The 17,175-nt window shown below is 70.5% G+C and carries 14 protein-coding genes; 11 read left to right on the top strand and 3 right to left on the bottom strand.

The features are described 5' to 3' along the window. Nucleotides 1-72 precede the first annotated feature (72 nt). Entirely contained in the window at nucleotides 73-2,340 is a 2,268-nt protein-coding gene (locus AC5L36_RS19080; protein WP_441217914.1) for a peroxidase family protein, read from the bottom strand. A 208-nt stretch (nucleotides 2,341-2,548) separates the two neighbouring features. On the opposite strand from AC5L36_RS19080, the gene AC5L36_RS19075 reads away from it, so the two are divergent. The 8 genes from AC5L36_RS19075 to AC5L36_RS19040 all read left to right on the top strand — a co-directional run bounded on the left by AC5L36_RS19075 (nucleotide 2,549) and on the right by AC5L36_RS19040 (nucleotide 12,330). Continuing rightward, entirely contained in the window at nucleotides 2,549-3,805 is a 1,257-nt protein-coding gene (locus tag AC5L36_RS19075) for an acyl-CoA dehydrogenase family protein (RefSeq protein ID WP_441217912.1), read from the top strand. Between the two features lie 63 nt (nucleotides 3,806-3,868). After that, entirely contained in the window at nucleotides 3,869-4,867 is a 999-nt protein-coding gene (locus tag AC5L36_RS19070; RefSeq protein ID WP_441217909.1) for a carbohydrate-binding protein, read from the top strand. Nucleotides 4,868-4,911: 44 nt separating this feature from the next. Next, nucleotides 4,912-5,958, top strand: a complete 1,047-nt coding sequence (locus AC5L36_RS19065; protein ID WP_441217907.1) for a LacI family DNA-binding transcriptional regulator — start codon at nucleotides 4,912-4,914, stop codon at nucleotides 5,956-5,958. Then, a complete protein-coding gene (locus tag AC5L36_RS19060; RefSeq protein ID WP_441217905.1) occupies nucleotides 5,955-7,223 on the top strand; it encodes a sugar ABC transporter substrate-binding protein in 1,269 nt (422 codons plus the stop codon). Before AC5L36_RS19065 ends, AC5L36_RS19060 begins: the two co-directional genes overlap by 4 nt. Nucleotides 7,224-7,225: 2 nt before the next feature. Continuing rightward, nucleotides 7,226-8,164 (top strand): carbohydrate ABC transporter permease, encoded by a 939-nt coding sequence (locus tag AC5L36_RS19055; protein WP_441217903.1) that lies wholly within the window; start codon nucleotides 7,226-7,228, stop codon nucleotides 8,162-8,164. Between the two features lies 1 nt (nucleotide 8,165). After that, nucleotides 8,166-8,993, top strand: coding sequence for a carbohydrate ABC transporter permease (locus AC5L36_RS19050; RefSeq protein WP_441217901.1), 828 nt, complete (start codon nucleotides 8,166-8,168; stop codon nucleotides 8,991-8,993). Between the two features lie 8 nt (nucleotides 8,994-9,001). Further along, complete coding sequence (locus tag AC5L36_RS19045; RefSeq protein ID WP_441217899.1) at nucleotides 9,002-10,507, top strand: glucoamylase family protein; 1,506 nt, start codon at nucleotides 9,002-9,004, stop codon at nucleotides 10,505-10,507. Next, nucleotides 10,504-12,330 (top strand): GH39 family glycosyl hydrolase, encoded by a 1,827-nt coding sequence (locus AC5L36_RS19040; protein WP_441217898.1) that lies wholly within the window; start codon nucleotides 10,504-10,506, stop codon nucleotides 12,328-12,330. The genes AC5L36_RS19045 and AC5L36_RS19040 overlap by 4 nt, the downstream gene beginning before the upstream one ends. 446 nt (nucleotides 12,331-12,776) lie before the next feature. Here the strand turns inward: AC5L36_RS19040 and AC5L36_RS19035 are convergent, their stop codons facing one another. After that, nucleotides 12,777-13,661: a Sco1979 family transcriptional regulator gene (locus AC5L36_RS19035; RefSeq protein WP_441217896.1), complete on the bottom strand. Its 885-nt coding sequence runs from the start codon at nucleotides 13,659-13,661 to the stop codon at nucleotides 12,777-12,779. Nucleotides 13,662-13,849: 188 nt separating this feature from the next. Next, entirely contained in the window at nucleotides 13,850-14,089 is a 240-nt protein-coding gene (locus tag AC5L36_RS19030) for a DUF397 domain-containing protein (protein WP_441217895.1), read from the bottom strand. Nucleotides 14,090-14,330: 241 nt separating this feature from the next. Here AC5L36_RS19030 and AC5L36_RS19025 point away from each other — a divergent pair, with 241 nt between their 5' ends. From AC5L36_RS19025 to AC5L36_RS19015, 3 genes are all read left to right on the top strand, one after another. After that, entirely contained in the window at nucleotides 14,331-14,597 is a 267-nt protein-coding gene (locus AC5L36_RS19025) for a hypothetical protein (protein WP_441217893.1), read from the top strand. Nucleotides 14,598-14,708: 111 nt separating this feature from the next. Continuing rightward, nucleotides 14,709-16,307 carry a flavin monoamine oxidase family protein gene (locus AC5L36_RS19020; protein ID WP_441217891.1) on the top strand — a complete coding sequence of 533 codons (1,599 nt, stop codon included), beginning with the start codon at nucleotides 14,709-14,711 and terminating at the stop codon, nucleotides 16,305-16,307. A gap of 10 nt (nucleotides 16,308-16,317) precedes the next feature. Beyond that, the gene (locus AC5L36_RS19015) at nucleotides 16,318-16,959 is read left to right on the top strand and encodes a Rid family hydrolase (RefSeq protein WP_441217889.1); all 642 of its coding nucleotides are present in this window, start codon (nucleotides 16,318-16,320) and stop codon (nucleotides 16,957-16,959) included. The last annotated feature ends 216 nt before the right edge of the window (nucleotides 16,960-17,175 follow it).

Genomic DNA, 17,175 nt, shown 5'->3' with positions numbered 1-17,175 from the left:
GGGGCCTGCCACTCCCCGGACGCGCGGCGCCGGCCGGGGCGGCGGTCGCCCCGGCCGGCAGCCATCCCACGGTTATCCGACAGCGCAGGCCGTGGTGTTCACGGAGAACCCCGTCGGTCGGTTGTTGACCCCGCTCCAGGTGGCGTTGAAACCCACTCCGCCGAGGGTCTGTCCGGCATTCAGGGTGCCGTTCCAGGTGGCGTTCGTGACGGGTACCCGGGCCCCGTCCTGAGCGACGACTCCGTTCCAGAGCTGGGTGATCTGCTGCCCGTTGGGGAAGACGAAGCGCAGCGTCCAGCCGTCCGGGATCGGCGTGGAGCCGGTGTTCGTGATGGACATCGTCACCTGGAACCCGGTGCTCCACTGGCTCTCCACCCGGTACGTGACCCGGCAGCTCGCCGGTGGCACGTCACCCTCGGCGAAGAACACGTTGCGCGGCAGCTCGGCGCGGGGTACGTCGCTGTTGAGCGCGATGAGGTCGCCGAGGTTGCGCCGGAAGTCGATGCCGTACGTGTTCTGGATGTACGACAGCGCCGGGTCGTTGGCGTAGAAGAACCGGTCGCCGTCGCGCAGCCGCTGGAACTCGCGGGTCCAGATGGCCCGCTGTAGCTCTCCGAACTCGGTGCCCGGCACGTGCGGCTCGGCGAGCGCGCCGGTAAACGCGTCGACGTTGTTCACGTTGCCGTAGACGCCCTGAAGCCGGGCGGCGAGCGGGCTGGCCCGGTTGAACCGGGTCGGCGTGCCCTCCACCGCGTCCTCGTCGGCTTGGTCGACCTCGGCGTCGAAGACGTCGAAGAGCCGCGGGAAGTTCAGGCTCGCCGGGTTGTCGAGGCCGGTGCCGGGCGGGAACGCGGCGCTGGACTCGCCGGTGATCTGGGCGAACGACGTCCGGGCCGGCAGCCCGTACGCCTGGCGCATCTGGTTGTACGTCGGCATGCCGTGGTCGCGACCCCGCTCGACGTCGATCGCGCCGAGGTCGAGGACCGCGTCGAAGCACTCCGGCAGCCCTTCGCCGTCCAGGCACTCCGGGTTGCCGGAGACCGGGATCTGGAAGAGCACGCTGCGCAGCTGGTTGTCGATCATTTCCTCGTTGTTGTACTGCGGCTCGCCGCCGATCGCGTGCAGCAGCGGCCCGAGCCCGATCGACGGGACCAGGTTGGGGTTGAAGAACCCGCGGTTGAGCGGGATAACCAGCTCGACCTCGCCGTCCTCCTGGACGATCTCGATGCCCTGCGCCTCGAACGCGGCCAGCTGGGCGGGCGTGTACCGGTCCGCGTCCGCGGCCACCTCCATCTCACCGTGGATCTGGCTGTGCACCCGGTACCCCACGGTCGCGAACTCGTTGCTCAGCGCGGTGTTGATGCCCGGGTTGTAGCCGCCGTACGCGGGCAGCCTGATGCCCATCGCCGGCAGCCACTCGGTGTAGGTGATGTACTGCTGCTCGGCCATGACCACGCGCCGGGCGATCTGGAACTTGTCCTCTTCGGACAGTGACGCCGGCAGCAGGCCGACGATCCGGTTGTGCTCCCGCGCCATGAGGGTGTGCGTCGCGGTGAGGAAGAGGTTTTCGTTGGCCCGCACGTCACCGGCGACCATCGCGTTGGCCGGGTTGGCGCGCAGGATGCCGTCGATCTCCATCGGCGGCGCGGTCGACGCGTTGCCCCGCGCGTTGGCCCGCGGCAGGTAGTCGCTCTGGAGCAGCAGGCGGGCGTTGTTGTTGGCCGGGTTTCCGTCGGTCGAGCCTTCCCGGAGCCAGTCCAGGCGGGTGTTGGTGCCGCCGTAGACCGGGAAGCCGTTGATGTACGACGGGTTCGTGTTCACCTGCTGGCGCGGGTTGGTCACGCCGGTACCGGGAGCCGGATCGGAGCGCGCGAACGGAATGAACCCGAGTGTGTTCTCGAACTCCTCCATCGGGTCATCGGCATTGAAGGGAATGTTCGCGGTCTCGCCGGCCGGATCACCCGGTGCTCGACCCAACCGGAGCCCAAACGTGTGGTCGAGGAACTGACCCCAGGTCCACCCCCACGCCGTTACCTGGCGCTCGGAAAAGATGTTCTGGGCCACGTCGTTGAATATCCGATTGCTGATGTAACGGGAGTTGGGACCGCTCACGGGCTGGCTCCGCCCGTCGGCGTAGCGGGCGGCGGCGACCCGGGAGTAGGGCTGGTTCGCCTGGCCCCAGGCGGGGTTGGCCGCGTTGTTTCCGGTGCCGTCCAGGCTTTGCACCGCGAACGGAACAGCCAATGTGGACACATCAGCGGCGGCGAACGAGGTCGCGGACGAGCCCGCGACGGTGGCGAGGACGACGAGCCCGACGAGAATGTGCTTTCTTTTCCGCATCGTTCCTCCCGAGCAAGTGGTTGGATAAACAAGGGCGCGCGATTTGGCGCCCCGCATGAAACCGCTCGCCTGGTTCGGAAGAGTGATCCCCTTCAATTTCGAAGTCAATAGCTTCAAATAAACGCGAAACCCTTGGGGGTGCTGGTTGTCGAAAATGATTCGACAGGCCGGAAACGGAGACGGGTGGGCGGCGGTAGGGTTGACCGGCGTGACTGCCACGACGCCCCGCGCCCTGCTCGGCGCGGCGATCCCCGCACCGTCGGCCGCCCGCTTCCGCCCCGACGAGCTGGCCGCACTGGCCGCTCTGGACGACCTGCTCGACCACGACATCGCGCCCGCGGCGGCGGAGGCCGATGCCGCCGGCCGCTACCCGACCGCCTCGGTCGCGGCGCTCAAGCGCAGCGGCATCCTCCAGAGTGGACTCCCGGCGGAGTGGGGCGGGCTCGGCGCCTCCCACCGGGTGTCGCTGGAGGCGCAGGTGCGCATCGCGGCCGCCGACTCGTCCGTCGCACAGATATTCAAGGTGCACGACGAGCTGACCCGGGAGATCTTCGTGTATTGCCCAGACGAGCTGCGTCCCCTTCTCTCGGCCCGGATCCTGGACGGGGCGATCCTCGGGCTGGCCGTCGCCGAGCGCGGCCGCAAGGTGGACGACCCGTGGCGTACGGTCGCGACGCCGCACCCCGATGGCGGGTTCACCGTGGACGGCGAAAAGATCTACACCACCGGTGCGGCCGAGGCCGACCTGATCGCCGTGTGGGCGTTCAATCCGGCGGCCGAGGGGGCGGCGGACAACTTCCTCCTCGGTCTCCAGCTCAACCTCGTGCCCCGCGACGCCGAGGGGGTCACGGTCCACCGCGACTGGGACATGCTCGGCCAGCGCGCCACCGACTCGGGCACGGTGACGTTTCGGCAGGTGCGCACCGACCCGGCGCTGCGGGCGAGCGTGCCCGGCCGCGCCCCGCTGCCGCAAAACTCGCTGCGCTACCAGGCCGGCTTCGCGGCGGTACTCGTCGGGATCGGGATCGGCGCGCTGAGTGCGGCGGCGCCGTTCGTGTCGTCGCGGGCGCGGCCGTGGCCGTCTGCCGGCGTCGACAGCGCGGCCGACGACCCGGTCGTGAAGCGGCTGGCCGGCGAGCTCGCGTCCGGCCTCGCGGCGGCGTACGCGCTGACGATGCAGACCGGCGACCTGCTGGACGCGTTCGAGCGGGGCCTGCTGAGCCGCACCGAGCTGGCGGTGCCGATCTTCGCCGCGAAGTCGGCGGCCACCAAGGCCGCGCTGGCGGCGACGACGGACGTGTTCGCCCTGATGGGGGCCAGTGCCACCCGCACCGGCACCGGGTTCGACAGGTACTGGCGGGACGCCCGGACCCTGGCCCTGCACGACCCGGTCGACTGGAAGCACATCGAGGTGGGCGCAAACGTTTTGTCCGGCTGGGATCCCCCTCCCGGGATCTATACCTGACGAGGATTGATCCGATATTGTCCTCGCCGCGTATTGGACCTGTGGGGGACCAGACGAGGTGCGATGACTGCGGATCGCGAACGTGAGGGTATCGACCGGCTGCGGGTCGGTGGGTGGTTGTCGCCTGCCCGTAGCCGGTTCGAGCGTGGGGACGCGCCGGACGGGCCGGCGCACGCCGCGCCGGACGACGACGAGCCGGACCGGCAGGGACCGGAGTGGCGGCAACTGCCCGCGGCGTACGAGGCGCCGCCGGTCGACTTCGACGCGCCGGTGTCAGCGGTGCCGCACCGCCGGGCCGCACCGGAGCGGAGCCGCACCTTCGACGCCCGCCCCGGCGTGGCACAGAGCGTCGGGCGGTACGTCTACCAGGGCCGACGCCACCTCAGCGAGATGATGGCGAACACTCCGCGCCGGCAGCGGGCCCGGTTCGCGCTGGCCGGCGTCGCGCTCGTCGTGGTGGCGATCGCGGCGGTGGCGATGCTCTCCCCGGACCGCGGCACGGGCCCGGGCCCGGGGCTCGCCCTGCCCACCGGCCCGCCGCAGCTCCCGCCACCTAGCGCCGACCAGGGCATCGGCTCGGCCAGCCCGGAGCCGCCGTCGCCCAGCCCGTCGCGTACCACCCCGCCGTCCAAGTCACCGCCCGCGCGGCCGCCGTCCTCCCGGCCCGGGCCGCTGACCATCTCGTACGAGGCGGAGGGCGCGACACTCGTCGGGGGCGCCCAGGTGGCCCCGCTCTCCGACGCCTCCGGCGGCCGGATCGTGCACAACATCGGCAGTGCGCCGGGCCGGCAGGGCGGGCTGGTCTCGTTCACCGACGTGGTCGTGCCGACGACGAACCGGTACGCGCTGACGGTCGACTACGTGACGGCCGAGGAGCGCACCGCGGTCCTGATCATCAACGGTGACACGAGCCTGCGGCTGAGGTTTCCGTCCAGCGGGGGCTGGGAGAAGGTCGCCTCGCGGACCTTCACGATCCAGCTGGTCGGCGGCCGCAACAACCTGACCTTCGGCAACCCCGACGGCTGGGCGCCGAGGATGGACCGGATAAGCCTGCTCGGCTGAGGTTTAGCAGTGGTACCACCCGGGTATAGACTGCCATCGTGGCGATGAAAGCGCTTTCAAAGCGGCGCACTGGAGTCACCATTTACGAGGTCGCGCGGAGGGCCGGTGTGTCCATCGCGACCGTTTCGCGCACTATGCGCGACCCCGATCTCGTCACGCCCGAGACCCGGGCGCGGGTGCTCGCCGCCGTCGACGAGCTCGGTTTCACGCCGAGCCGGCTGGGGCGTTCGCTGGCCGAGGGCCAGCACGCCGCCAACGGCATCGTGTTCCCCGATCTCATCGGGCCGTACTACGCCGAGGTGGTCCTCGGCTACGAGGAGGTCGCCGCCGACCTGGGCCGCAGCGTGCTGATCCTGGCCACGCACGGCCGGCGCGACGCGGCGGCGCAGGTGCTGGAGCTCGCCAACCGGGTCGACGGCATGGTCGTCATGGGCCGCACCGTCGGCGACGACATCGTGGAGCGGATCGCCGCGAGCGGGCCGCCACTCGTGCTGGTCGCCCGCGACCCCGTCTCCACAGTGGACACCATTCGCACCGACAACGAGCGCAGCGCGCGCGAGTTGGCCGAGCACCTGCTGGCGCACGGCCACCGGCGGTTCGCCTTCGTCGGCGACCCGGACGACTCCCCCGACGTCGCCGGGCGCTACGCGGGCTTCGCCGCCGGGCTGCGCGCCGCGGGCATACCCGTGCCGGCCCCGGTGCGCTGCTCCTTCGACATCGAGGCCGGCCGGGCGGCGGCAGAGGCCCTGCTGCGGCGGCGCACCCGGCCCCAGGCGGTGGTGTGCGCCAACGACGAGGTGGCCCTCGGCGTGCACACGGCGGCGACCGACGCCGGCCTCTCCGTGCCGGACGACCTCGCGGTCACCGGCTGGGACGACGTGATGGCGGCCCGGTTCGCCGGGCTGACCACCGTCCGCCAACCGATGCGGGAGCTGGGCGCCACCGCGGCGCACTGGCTGCACGACCGCATCACCGAACGAAGCTCCGACCGGTCGCGCCAGCGGGTCGCGCGGCGCAGCCAGGTCCTTCCCACGCAGCTCACGGTCCGGCGCAGCTGCGGCACCCACCACCCCCGGGAGGTAATTAGATGAGAACGCACAGGCGGTTGGGCACCGCCGCGGTGCTCGTCGCGGCCCTGGCGCTCGGCGCCTGCGGCCGCGACTCCGGCGGCGGTGACGACGCCGCGCAGCCGGTCGCCGAGGGCAAGGCCAGCGGCGACATCACGGTGTGGGCGATGGGGACCGAGGGTGAAAAGCTCGGCGCGTTCGCCCAGGAGTTCATGGCGGAAAACCCGGACGCGAAGGTCAACGTGACCGCCGTGCCGTGGGACGCCGCGCACCAGAAGATCGCGAGCGCGATCGCCGGCAAGCAGACACCGGACGTGTCGATGCTGGGCACGACGTGGATGGGCGAGTTCGCCAAGACCGGCGCGCTCGACCCGACGCCGGACGGCAGCGTCGAGAAGGGCGCGTTCTTCCCCGGCGCCTGGGACACCACCGTCGTCGACGGCACCTCGTACGGCGTTCCGTGGTACGTCGAGACCCGGCTCATCTACTACCGCAAGGACCTGGCCGCGAAGGCGGGCGTCGGCGCGCCGACGACCTGGGACGAGCTGAAGTCCTTCGCCATCGCCATGCGCGACAAGGGCGGCGCCAAGTGGGGCATGAACCTCCAGCCCGGCGGCACCGGCAGCTGGCAGAGCCTCATGCCGTTCGCCTGGTCCAACGGCGCCAACCTCGCGGACGGCGGCACGTTCACTCTGGACAGTCCACAGATGACCGAGGCGCTGGCGTACTACCAGTCCTTCTTCACGGAGAAGCTGTCACCGCCGACCGATCTGTCGCTCCAGGGCGCGCTGGAGCAGAACTTCATCAACGGCACGTTGGCCGCGTTCATCTCCGGGCCGTGGCACGTCGGCCTGCTGACCGAGCAGGGCGGTGCCGGTTTCAAGGACAAGTTCGCGGTGGCGCAGATGCCGCGCAAGCAGTCCGCCACGTCGTTCGTCGGCGGCAGCAACCTCGCCGTCTTCAAGGACGCCAAGAACCGCGACGGCGCCTGGAAGTTCGTGCAGTGGCTGAGCCGGCCCGAGGTGCAGATCAAGTGGTACAAGGCGGTCGCCGACCTGCCGGCCGTGCAGGGCGCGTGGAGCGACCAGAGCCTCTCCGGCGACCCGTTCCTGTCCACGTTCGGCGAGCAGCTCAAGGACGCCAAGTCGCCGCCGGCGATTCCCACCTGGGAGCAGGTGGCCGCGGTGATCGACGGCGAGGTGGAGAAGGTGGCCAAGTCCGGTGAGGACCCGGCCGCGGCCGCGAAGGCGATGCAACAGCGCGCCAGCGGCATCGGGACCGGGACCTGACAATGGCCACCGTCACGGCCACGCCACCGGCCGAGGCGACCGCCTCGGCCGGTGACCGCCGGCCCTACCGGATCCGCCAAGGTCTGGCCGGTTGGATTTTCGCCACCCCGTTCACGGTCCTCTTCCTGCTCTTCATGGCGGTGCCGGTGCTGGCGTCGCTGGTGATGAGCGTGACCGACCTGCGCTCGACCGACCTGCGGACCCCGTTGGCGGTGGAGTTCGTCGGGTTGGACAACTACACCCGGCTGCTCGAAGACGCGCAGTTTCGCCGGGCCGCCCTCAACACCGCCGTCTTCGTGGTCATCGGTGTGCCGCTGACCATGGCGGTCGGGCTAGCCGCGGCGAGCGCGCTCAACTCCGGCCTGGTCAAGTTCCGCACGCTCTTCCGGGTCGGCTTCTACCTGCCCGTCGTGACAAGCATCGTGGCGCTCGCCGTGGTGTGGCGCTTTCTGCTCGACCCGGAGGCCGGGCTCGTCAACAACGCGCTGCGCCTGGTCGGCGTCGAAGGGCCCAACTGGTTGGGCGACTCGCAGCTCGCCCTGCCGTCGATCATCGCGATGGCGGTCTGGCGCAACTTCGGCTTCCTGATGGTGATTTTCCTGGCCGGGCTCCAGGCGATCCCGGCCGAGCTCTACGAGTCGTCCAAGCTGGACGGTGCCGGGCGGTGGGCCCAGTTTCGGCACATCACGGTGCCGCTGCTGCGCCCCACGCTCCTCTTCGGCGGCGTGGTCACCAGCGTCGGATACCTCCAGCTCTTCGAGGAGCCGCTGGTGATGACCCGGGGCGGCCCGCTCGACTCGACGCTGTCCGTCTCGTACCACATCTACAACCAGTTCGGCTTCGGCAACTACGGATACGCGGCGGCGGTCAGCTACGTGCTCTTCGCCGCGATCGTCGGCCTGTCGATTTTGCAGTTCCGCCTCCTCGGATCGAGGGACTGAGATGCGCCGCCGGGATCTCGTCGCGCGCGCCGTGCTGTACACCATCCTCGGCGCCGGTCTGCTGGTGGTCGTCGGCCCGTTTCTGTGGGCCGCGCTGTCGTCGCTCAAGCCGGAGGCGGAGATCCGCCGCATCCCGGGCACGTGGTGGCCGCAGACGATCACGCTCGACAACTACGACGAGCTGCTGTCCAGGTTGGACTTTCCGCAGGCGTTCGCCAACTCGGCGATCGTCGCGGTGCTCACCACCGTGGGCAACCTCGTCTTCTGCTCGCTGCTCGGATACGCGCTCGCCAAGCTGCGCTTTCCGGGCCGGCGGGCGCTCTTCCTCGTCGTGCTCGGCACGCTGATGGTGCCGAGCATGGTGACGTTCGTGCCGCAGTTCGTGATGGTCAGCAACCTCGGGCTGGTCAACTCGTACGGCGGCCTGATCCTACCGTTTCTCGCCACGCCGTTCGGCGTCTTCCTGATGCGGCAGTACCTGCTGTCGATCCCGGACGAGCTGATCGAGGCGGCCAGAGTGGACGGTGCCGGCGAGCTGCGCATCTTCGCGCGGATCGTGCTGCCGCTGTGTGGCCCGGCGCTCGCCACGCTCACCATCCTCACGTTTCTCGCCTCGTGGAACAACTTTCTGTGGCCGCTCGTGGTGGCCACCACCGAGGACAAGTACACGCTGCCCGTCGCGCTCGCGCTCTACAGCGTGGGCCAGAACCGCATCGACTTCGGTCTCGTGCTCGCCGGTGCGGTCGCCGTCCTGTTGCCCGTGGTCATCGTGTTCGTCCTGCTCCAGCGGCATTTCCTGCGGGGCATCGCGACGACCGGACTCAAGTGAGGGTTTCCATGCGACGTCTCCTCTCGGTTGTCCTGGCTATCGTTCTCCTACCCGCCGCCCCCGCTTCCGCCTCAGGCGATCCCCTGCGCACCTACGCGAAAGACACGTGGCGGTCGATGGTCGCCATGGTGGATCCGGCCACCGGCCTACCGGCCGACAACATCGGTGGCGACCTCGCGCCGGGCAGCCGCTCGGCGTACACGTCACCGACCAACATCGGCGGTCTCATGTGGTCGGCCGTCGCCGCCCGTGACATCGGCACCGTCTCCCGCCGCGAGGCGTCGCGCGTGGTCGGTGCGGCGCTCGACGGGCTCGCCGGGCTCGACCGGCACGACGACTCGGGCATGTTCTACAACTGGTACGACCCGCACACCGGCACGGTGATCACCACGTGGCCGGAGGACGGCACGCCGCGCACCCCGTTCCTGTCCAGCGTGGACAACGGCTGGCTGGCGGCCGCGCTCGTGGTGGTGCGCAACACGTTCCCCGAGCACCGGGCCCAGGCACAGGCGCTGCTCGCACCGATGGACTTCGGCTTCTACTACAACCCCGAGGCGCGCGGGCCCGACTTCCCGGCCGGCCTTATCCGCGGCGGTTTCTGGGACACCCAGCCGAACGAGTGCTTCGTCATCGGCAACTACCGCGACCGCGGGCCGGACGTCTGGTACACCTGCAACCACTACGACATCGCGGTGACCGAGCCGCGGATCGCCAGCTACCTCGGCATCGCGTTCGGCCAGATCCCGCCGGCGCACTACTTCGCCACCCAGCGCACCTTCCCGGCGACCTGTGACTGGGACTGGCTCGAGCAGCAGCCGACCGGCTTCACGGCCACGCACATGGGCATCCAGGTCTTCGAGGGCTCGTACACGTACCGGGGCATCCAGTTCGTGCCGAGCTGGGGCGGCGACATGTTCGAGGCGCTGATGCCGGACCTGTTCGTGCCCGAGGCGAAGTGGGGTCCGCGCAGCTGGGGCCGCAACCACCCGGCCACCGTGGCGGGGCAGATCGAGCACGGGCTGCGCGACGCGAAGTACGGCTACTGGGGCTTCTCCCCCGCCTCCGACCCGTTCGGCGGCTACCGGGTGTGGGGCGTCGACGCGATGGGCATGGACCCGCTCGGCTATCCCTCAGATGTGGAGTCGACGAACTACGACGGTGGCTTCGGCGACTGCCGCCCCGCCGCTCCGGCACCGACCTATGGGGACGGTGTGGTGACACCGCACGCCGCGTTCCTCGCGCTGCCGTACGCCAAGCGCGCGGTCGTCGACAACCTCGCCAAGATGAAGGCCAACCTCGGCGCCTACGGGCCGGGCGGCTTCTACGACGCGATCGCGGTGCGCAGCGGCACGGTGGCCAAGCGCTACCTGGCGCTCGACCAGGCGATGATCCTTGGCGCGCTCGGCAACGAGCTGGGCAACGGCTCGATCCACCGGGCGTTCGTGACGCCCCAGATCGAGCGCGCGCTGCGCCCGCTGATGGCGCAGGAGACGTTCAACGTGAGGGCTCTATGACTGTGGAAGACGTCGCCCGCGAGCGGTGGGCGGAGCTGATGGGGGCGGGCGGTGCCCAGGACCGGGCGCCCGGCGAGATCGTGCCGGCCGACCTGCCCGCCCCGGAGCGGCTCACCGCGACGGGCGGCCGCGGCCACGTCACGCTCAGCTGGGAGCCGGTGCCGGGCGCGATCGGGTACGCCGTGCACCGCGCGGCCGCGCCGTCCGGCCCGTACGAGCCGGTGGACCACGGCGGCGGTGACGTGCTCGCGGTGCCGCACGGCCCGTACGCGGACACCACCGGCGAGCCGTTCCGCGAGTACTGGTACGCGGTGGCGCCGCTCGGCACGGTCACGTCGATGGGCCCGCTGAGCGTGCCCGCGGCGGCGTCCGCGCACACCGGAGGCCCCGCCACGGTGCGGCTGGAGGTGGCCGCCGGCGGCGACGCCGGTCCACTGCACCGGCCGTGGCGGGCCGTGGTCGGCTCCGAGCACCTGAGCCACATGCTGTGCGCGGACACGAGCGGCGGCCGGCCGATCGGCGCGGAGCTGACCGAGGCGCTGCGCCGCACCCACGACGAGCTCGGCGTCGAGCAGGTGCGGGCACACGCGATCCTCTGCGACGACCTCGGGGTGTACAAGCTCGTCGACGGGGAGCCCCGGCTCGACTTCAGCGGCGTCGACCGGGTCTACGACACCGTGCTGGAGCTGGGCATGCGCCCGGTGGTCGAGCTCTCGTTCATGCCCCGCGACCTGGCCAGCGACCCTTCGCGGACCGTGTTCGCGTACCAGGCCGGCATCTCGCCGCCGCGCGACTGGGAGCGGTGGGCGTGGCTGGTCCGCGAGCTGACCGCGCACCTCGTCGAGCGGTACGGGCGGGACGAGGTGCGCGACAACTGGTGGTTCGAGGTGTGGAACGAGGCGAACCTGTCGGTCTTCTGGTCCGGCACGCCCGACGAGTTCTGGCGCCTGTACGACGAGACCGCCCGCGCCGTGAAGTCCGTCGACCCGGGGCTGCGCGTCGGCGGCCCCGCGTCGGCGGCGGTCGGGTGGATCGAAGACCAGCTGGCCCGCGAGTCCCCTGTGGACTTCGTCTCCACGCACACCTACGGCAGCCCGCCGCTCGACCTCCGCCCGCTGGCCGGCGACCGGCCTCTACTGTGGACGGAGTGGGGGGTGACCGCCACGCACGGCGGCGAGGTGAACGACACGGTGTTCGCGGCGGCGTTCCTGCTCCGCGGCATGCGGTCGGCGTCCCGGCGGGTCGAGGGGCTGGCGCCGTGGGTGGCCTCCGACCACTTCGAGGAGCTGGGGCGCCCGCCCCGGCTGACGCACGGCGGGTTCGGGCTGCTGACGGTTGGCAACCTGGCCAAGCCGAAGTACTGGGCGCTTACCCTCGCCCAGCGCCTCGGTGACACCGAGCTGCCGGTCACGCTCTCCGGCGACGGCGCGGGCGGGCTGGTCGAGGCGTGGGCGGCGCGCGCGGCCGACGGCACGGTCACGGTGCTGCTCTGGAACACCACCCTCGACCACGCCAAGGCCGGCGGCGACCCCGAGCTCGACCGGACGGTGACGGTCGACGTCACCGGCCTGCCCGCGGCGGCGTACCGGATGACGCATTGGCGCGTCGACGCCACCCACTCGAACATCGCCGCCGTGTGGCACACGATCGGCGAGGGCCGCGACTGGCCGGACGAACGGCAGTGGGCGGCCCTGCGCGAGGCCGACAAGCTCACCGAAGCCGAACCGTCGCGGGTGCTGGCGGCGGAGGCCGGCGCGGCGACGGTCACCTTCGACCTCCCGATGCCCGCGATCTCCTGCGTGGAGCTGACGCCCATCCCGTGAAAGGGCAGGGCTTCTGACTCTCACATTCGAAACAGAGATATGGGCTACCGCGGTGTCCGCTGTGGTCCAGACCGTCGCTCCCGCGGCCTCGCCCGTCCGCCGTTGGTCGCGCTCACCCCGGACGGCCCTGCCGGGCCGTGCGGACTCCCGGCTGGAAACGGGGTGCGCGCTGACCACATTTGCTCTGCTCCCTTATAGGGGGCACCCATGCCTAGGCAGGCCAACCGCCGACCGCCTCCTATACGGGTGCAGAGCAAATGCGGTCAGCGGACGCCTACTCATCCCCCGGGCCGCCGGCCCGGGGATGGCTGTCGACCTGGACGCACAGACGGGGCAGCTCCACAGCAAGCCGTGAGCGTGACCAGCGGCGGACGGGCGAGGCCGCGGGAGCAGCGGTCTGGACCACGACGGACGTCGCGGTAGCTCGAATTTTTGGAAAGGTCCTGCTACGGCTCGCGGTCGTAGTCGTGGAGGATGCGCTCGAGCAGCGCCAGTGTGCGGTCGGGCGGCAGGGCCTCGACGCAGAGCCGCTCCATGGCCGCCGCGTAGGAGTCGACGTCGTCGCGCTTGTCGAGGTAGAGCGCGGTGGTGAGCTGCTCCATATAGATCACGTCGGGCAGCTCGGCGTCGGGGAAGCGGAGGATCGAGAAGGCGCCGCCGGCCGCCGCGTGGCCGCCGGCGCTGAACGGGACGATCTGGATCGTCACGTTGGGCAGCTTGGTGGCGTCGATCAGGGCGGCGATCTGGGTGCGCATCACGGTGGCGCCGCCGATCGGGCGGCGCAGCACGGCCTCGTCGAGCACGGCCCACAGGTGGGGCGCGCCCGGACGGGTCAGCAGCTGCTGGCGGGCCATGCGGACGTCGACGCGGCGGTCGATCTCGTCGAGGCCGGCGGCGCCGTGGCCGATCATCACGACGGCCCGTGCGTACTCGCGGCTCTGGAGCAGGCCGGGGACGAACTGCACCTCGTAGGTGCGGATCATGCCGGCGCTGGACTCGAGGCCCAGGTAAGCCTGGAACCAGGATGGGAGCACGTCGCTGAAGCGCTGCCACCACCCCTGTGTATTGGCCTGCCGGGCAAGGGCCAGGAGGGCTTCGCGCTCGGTCTTGTCATGCACCCCGTAAAGCGTCAGGAGGTCGGCCACATCCCGCTCCTTGAACCCGACCCGGCCGAGCTCCATCCGGCTGATCTTGGACTCGGATGCCCGGATTTCCCACCCGGCGGCTTCGCGGGTGACCCCATTGGCCTCGCGGAGCTTGCGGAGCTGTGAGCCGAGCAGAATCCGCAGCACGGTCGGCCCGCCGGCCCCGGCCTCCGGCCCTGTCGTCACACTGCCCTCCAGGCTGGTCGCAAGCCGCCGAGGCTGACGCCCACTGTGCTCGCTCACTAGCTGCCAGGGGTAAGCATGCCATGACCGTCTGGCGAGGAGGATCCCCGTTTCGTTCATGATTGGCGCGGCTGTGCCAGGGGGTTGGCCGTGGCGCCGGCCACCCCGATGGTCATGGAAACGCTCCCGCCTCAGGTCAAGAGGTGATCGAAGTCTCCGTCCCTGGCCCCCAAGATGAACGCGGCGATTTCTTCCGTGGTGTAGATCAGTGCGGGGCCTTCGGGATCGCGCGAGTTGCGGATCGCGATCCCGGCCCCGCCGGGCAGCTCGGCGACCTCCACACAGTTTCCGCTGGGGTTGCTGCGGCGACTTTTCCGCCACGCGACCGCCGGAAGCTTGCCGGCGGGCGTGCCGTTGACAATCTGGCTCATCGACGTCTTTCTCATCGGCCTGCGTACGGGCTTGGTACCCGGCCGCCAGGGTTCGATCAGATCATCTGCACGTGCATCAGCCCTTGCGTCTGCAAGGGCCAGCTAGCATGATAACTCTGTGCTACTAGTGCAAGGTCGTTCACGTTTTGTGACGGAAGCGCGGGCCGCGACCGGCCCGCGGGGCACACCCCTCTGTCCCAATCCTCATCACGAAGCCAAAACCACCTGCTGGGAGTAGATCATGCCTGCGCCGACCATCGATCCGACCCAGCGCGACCCCCAGGCCGTAGCCCCTACGGACAGTTACCGCCCGGCGGACCGCGTGTGGGTCTACCGCGGCGGCACGTGGCGCGCGGGCGTCGTCGAGACGGTCTCCCCCCGGGCCGCCACGGTGACGTACCGGCCGAACAGCGCCCGCGGCACCGGGGTCGACACGCTGACCGCCCTGTACATGTGTCCCCGTGCGGACGTCGACCCACTGCTCGACCGCGTCCCGCAACGGCTGTAGGTGCCGCCAGTCGTTACCGGACACTAACGCCACCGAAATAGAGTGTTGCGAATGTTTCCTTGCTGATCTTGAGGCCTTCGGTCCGAGGGCCTCCGATCGAGAGGAGACATGGTGGCGATACCACAAACCCGCCGGCGGTTCCTCCAGGCGGTCGGGATGACCGGTGGAGCGGGCGTCCTCTACAGCACGATGGGGGCGCTCGGTCTGGCGCCGGCCGCGCAGGCGGCACCGCCGTTCCGCGCGCCGCGCGAGTCCGACTTCACGCTGACCGGCCGCTCACACAAGTCGGTGCTAATCCTCGGCGCCGGCATCGCGGGCCTCGCGACCGCGTACGAGCTGCGCAAGGCTGGCTACCGGGTACGCATCCTGGAGGCGCGCGACCGGCCCGGCGGTCGCAACTGGACGGTGCGCGGCGGCACCGTCGAGACCGACCTGGACGGCCACACCCAGCGTGCCCGGTACGCCAAGGGGCAGTACCTCAACGCCGGCCCGGCCCGCATCGCCCAGCACATGGTCACGCTCGACTATTGCCGCGAGCTGGGCGTGCCGATCGAGATGTTCGGCAACCAGAACGCCGACGGCTACTACTACAACGAGGGCGCGGGCGCGCTCTCCGGCACACCGGTCCGCCACCGCACCGCCAAGTCCGACGTCTACGGCTACGTCTCCGAGCTGCTCGCGAAGGCCACCGACCAGGGCGCGCTGGACGGCCAGCTCACCGCCGACGACAAGGAACGTCTGCTCGCGTTCCTGCGCAACTTCGGCTCGATCGGCGGGCGGGCGGACGGCTGGAAGTACACCGGCAGCAGCCGCCGCGGGTACCTCGTGGACCCGGGTGCCGGCTTCGAGGCGGGCACGCCAAACCTGCCACCGTACGCCCTCTCCGACGTGCTCGCGAGCGGCGTGGGGCAGTACTTCTCCTTCGAATTCGGCTGGGATCAGGCGATGCTCATGTTCCAGCCGGTCGGTGGCATGGACCGCATCGCGTACGCGCTGGAGGAGGCGGTCGGCGGCCACCGCGTCACGTACGGGGCGGAGGTCCGCTCCATCACCAACAAGGGCTCGGGCGTCGAGGTCGTCTACACCGGAGCGGGCGGGCGGACCAGCGTCGCCTCGGCCGACTTCTGCGTCTGCACGATCCCGCCGCAGGTGCTCACGAAGATCCCCTCCAACCTCACCCCGGCGGTCAAGGAGGCGCTCGCCTACGCGCAGCCGGTGAGCACCGGGAAGATCGGTCTCCAGTACGGGCGGCGGTGGTGGGAGGAGGACGACAAGATCTACTCCGGCATCACCAACACCAACCTCGACCTCTCCACCATCTGGTACCCCTCGTACGGCTACCACGGGGCGAAGGGCATCGTCGTCGGCTACTACAACTTCGGCGCCAACGCGGACCTCTACGCCTCGCTCACACCGGCCGAGCGGCAGGCGCGGGCCGTCGAGCAGGGCGTGAAAATCCACGGCGAGAAGTACCGCACCGAGCTGGAGGCGGCGTTTTCGGTGGCGTGGCAGCGCACCCGGTACAGCGAGGGCGGTTGGGTCTCCTGGCCGTCCCGCACCAGTGGCCACTATGGACGGTTGCTGGAGCCGGACGGCAGGGTCTACTTCGCCGGCGACCACCTCAGCTATTACATCGCCTGGCAGGCAGGCGCGTTCGAGTCCGCCCGCAAGGTCGTCACCGATCTGCACGCCCGCGTGCTGTCCAGTTAGGAGGCTTACCATGCGCCTGTCCCGCCGGCTCCTCGCCCTGGCCCTGCCGACCGCCGCGGTCTCGGCCACGATGGCGACACCCGCCGCCGCGCACTCGCGGCTGCGCCCGACCGAGGTCAAACCCAACCTGCCCGCCGGCCAAAGCAACCCCCTCATCGCGAACGGGGTGAGCGTCGGCGGCCTGGTGGCGCTGTACCGCAGCAGCGGCACCGGTCCGGCGGCCCGCAACACGAGCGCGCCGGCGGGCACGCCGGAGGCGTACGTCGACCCGGCCCAGTTTCCCGGCGCCGCCCTGCCCGCGGGCGTCACGCTGACCGAGGCGCAGAGCTGGAACGCGTTGGCCCGCATCGGGGAAAACCTGGCCGCGGTCAAGCTCCGCTACGCCGACGTCATCTCGATGCGCGTCTTCCTCGACAACCCGCCCGGCGCGGCGACCGCGGACTACGCGGGGTGGAACCGCGCGTACCGCCAGTTCTTCGCCAACGTCGACCTGGTCAGCGGAGCGGTGGTGCCGGTGCCGCTGGGCAGCGCGCCGCCCGCCCCGCCCCAGGTGGCAAACCGCGCCAGACCGTCGCGCACGACCATCGAGGTAGCCAGCCTGCCGGTCCCGGGCTGGCTCGTGGAAGTGGAGGTGGAGGCGGTTCTCCGCTAGGCGTCTCGCACCCCCGCGGAGAGAGCGTGAGGCTTCGGAGCCGCGCTGGTTACTCTACGCCACCAGATCTTGGTATTTAGTGGCCCCTATAGGGGCCAATCCGTACCACGATCTGCTCGCGTCCCAAACAGCGGACGGGACAGACCGCGAAAGCTAGATCCGACCGCGGGCACCCGTTCCGCCCCGCGGGCTTGCACCGCGGATTTGGCAGCGCGG

Source organism: Phytohabitans sp. LZ39, assembly GCF_059359075.1.
This window is presented reverse-complemented; position numbering and strand designations above follow the sequence as displayed.

Coding starts and splice junctions, on each gene's coding strand:
- AC5L36_RS19065 (WP_441217907.1), top strand. CDS start 4,912: ATGAAAGCGCTTTCAAAGCGGCGCACTGGAGTCACCATTTACGAGGTC.
- AC5L36_RS19055 (WP_441217903.1), top strand. CDS start 7,226: ATGGCCACCGTCACGGCCACGCCACCGGCCGAGGCGACCGCCTCGGCC.
- AC5L36_RS19040 (WP_441217898.1), top strand. CDS start 10,504: ATGACTGTGGAAGACGTCGCCCGCGAGCGGTGGGCGGAGCTGATGGGG.
- AC5L36_RS19030 (WP_441217895.1), bottom strand. CDS start 14,089: ATGAGCCAGATTGTCAACGGCACGCCCGCCGGCAAGCTTCCGGCGGTC.
- AC5L36_RS19015 (WP_441217889.1), top strand. CDS start 16,318: ATGCGCCTGTCCCGCCGGCTCCTCGCCCTGGCCCTGCCGACCGCCGCG.
- AC5L36_RS19080 (WP_441217914.1), bottom strand. CDS start 2,340: ATGCGGAAAAGAAAGCACATTCTCGTCGGGCTCGTCGTCCTCGCCACC.
- AC5L36_RS19050 (WP_441217901.1), top strand. CDS start 8,166: ATGCGCCGCCGGGATCTCGTCGCGCGCGCCGTGCTGTACACCATCCTC.
- AC5L36_RS19070 (WP_441217909.1), top strand. CDS start 3,869: ATGACTGCGGATCGCGAACGTGAGGGTATCGACCGGCTGCGGGTCGGT.
- AC5L36_RS19025 (WP_441217893.1), top strand. CDS start 14,331: ATGCCTGCGCCGACCATCGATCCGACCCAGCGCGACCCCCAGGCCGTA.
- AC5L36_RS19060 (WP_441217905.1), top strand. CDS start 5,955: ATGAGAACGCACAGGCGGTTGGGCACCGCCGCGGTGCTCGTCGCGGCC.
- AC5L36_RS19045 (WP_441217899.1), top strand. CDS start 9,002: ATGCGACGTCTCCTCTCGGTTGTCCTGGCTATCGTTCTCCTACCCGCC.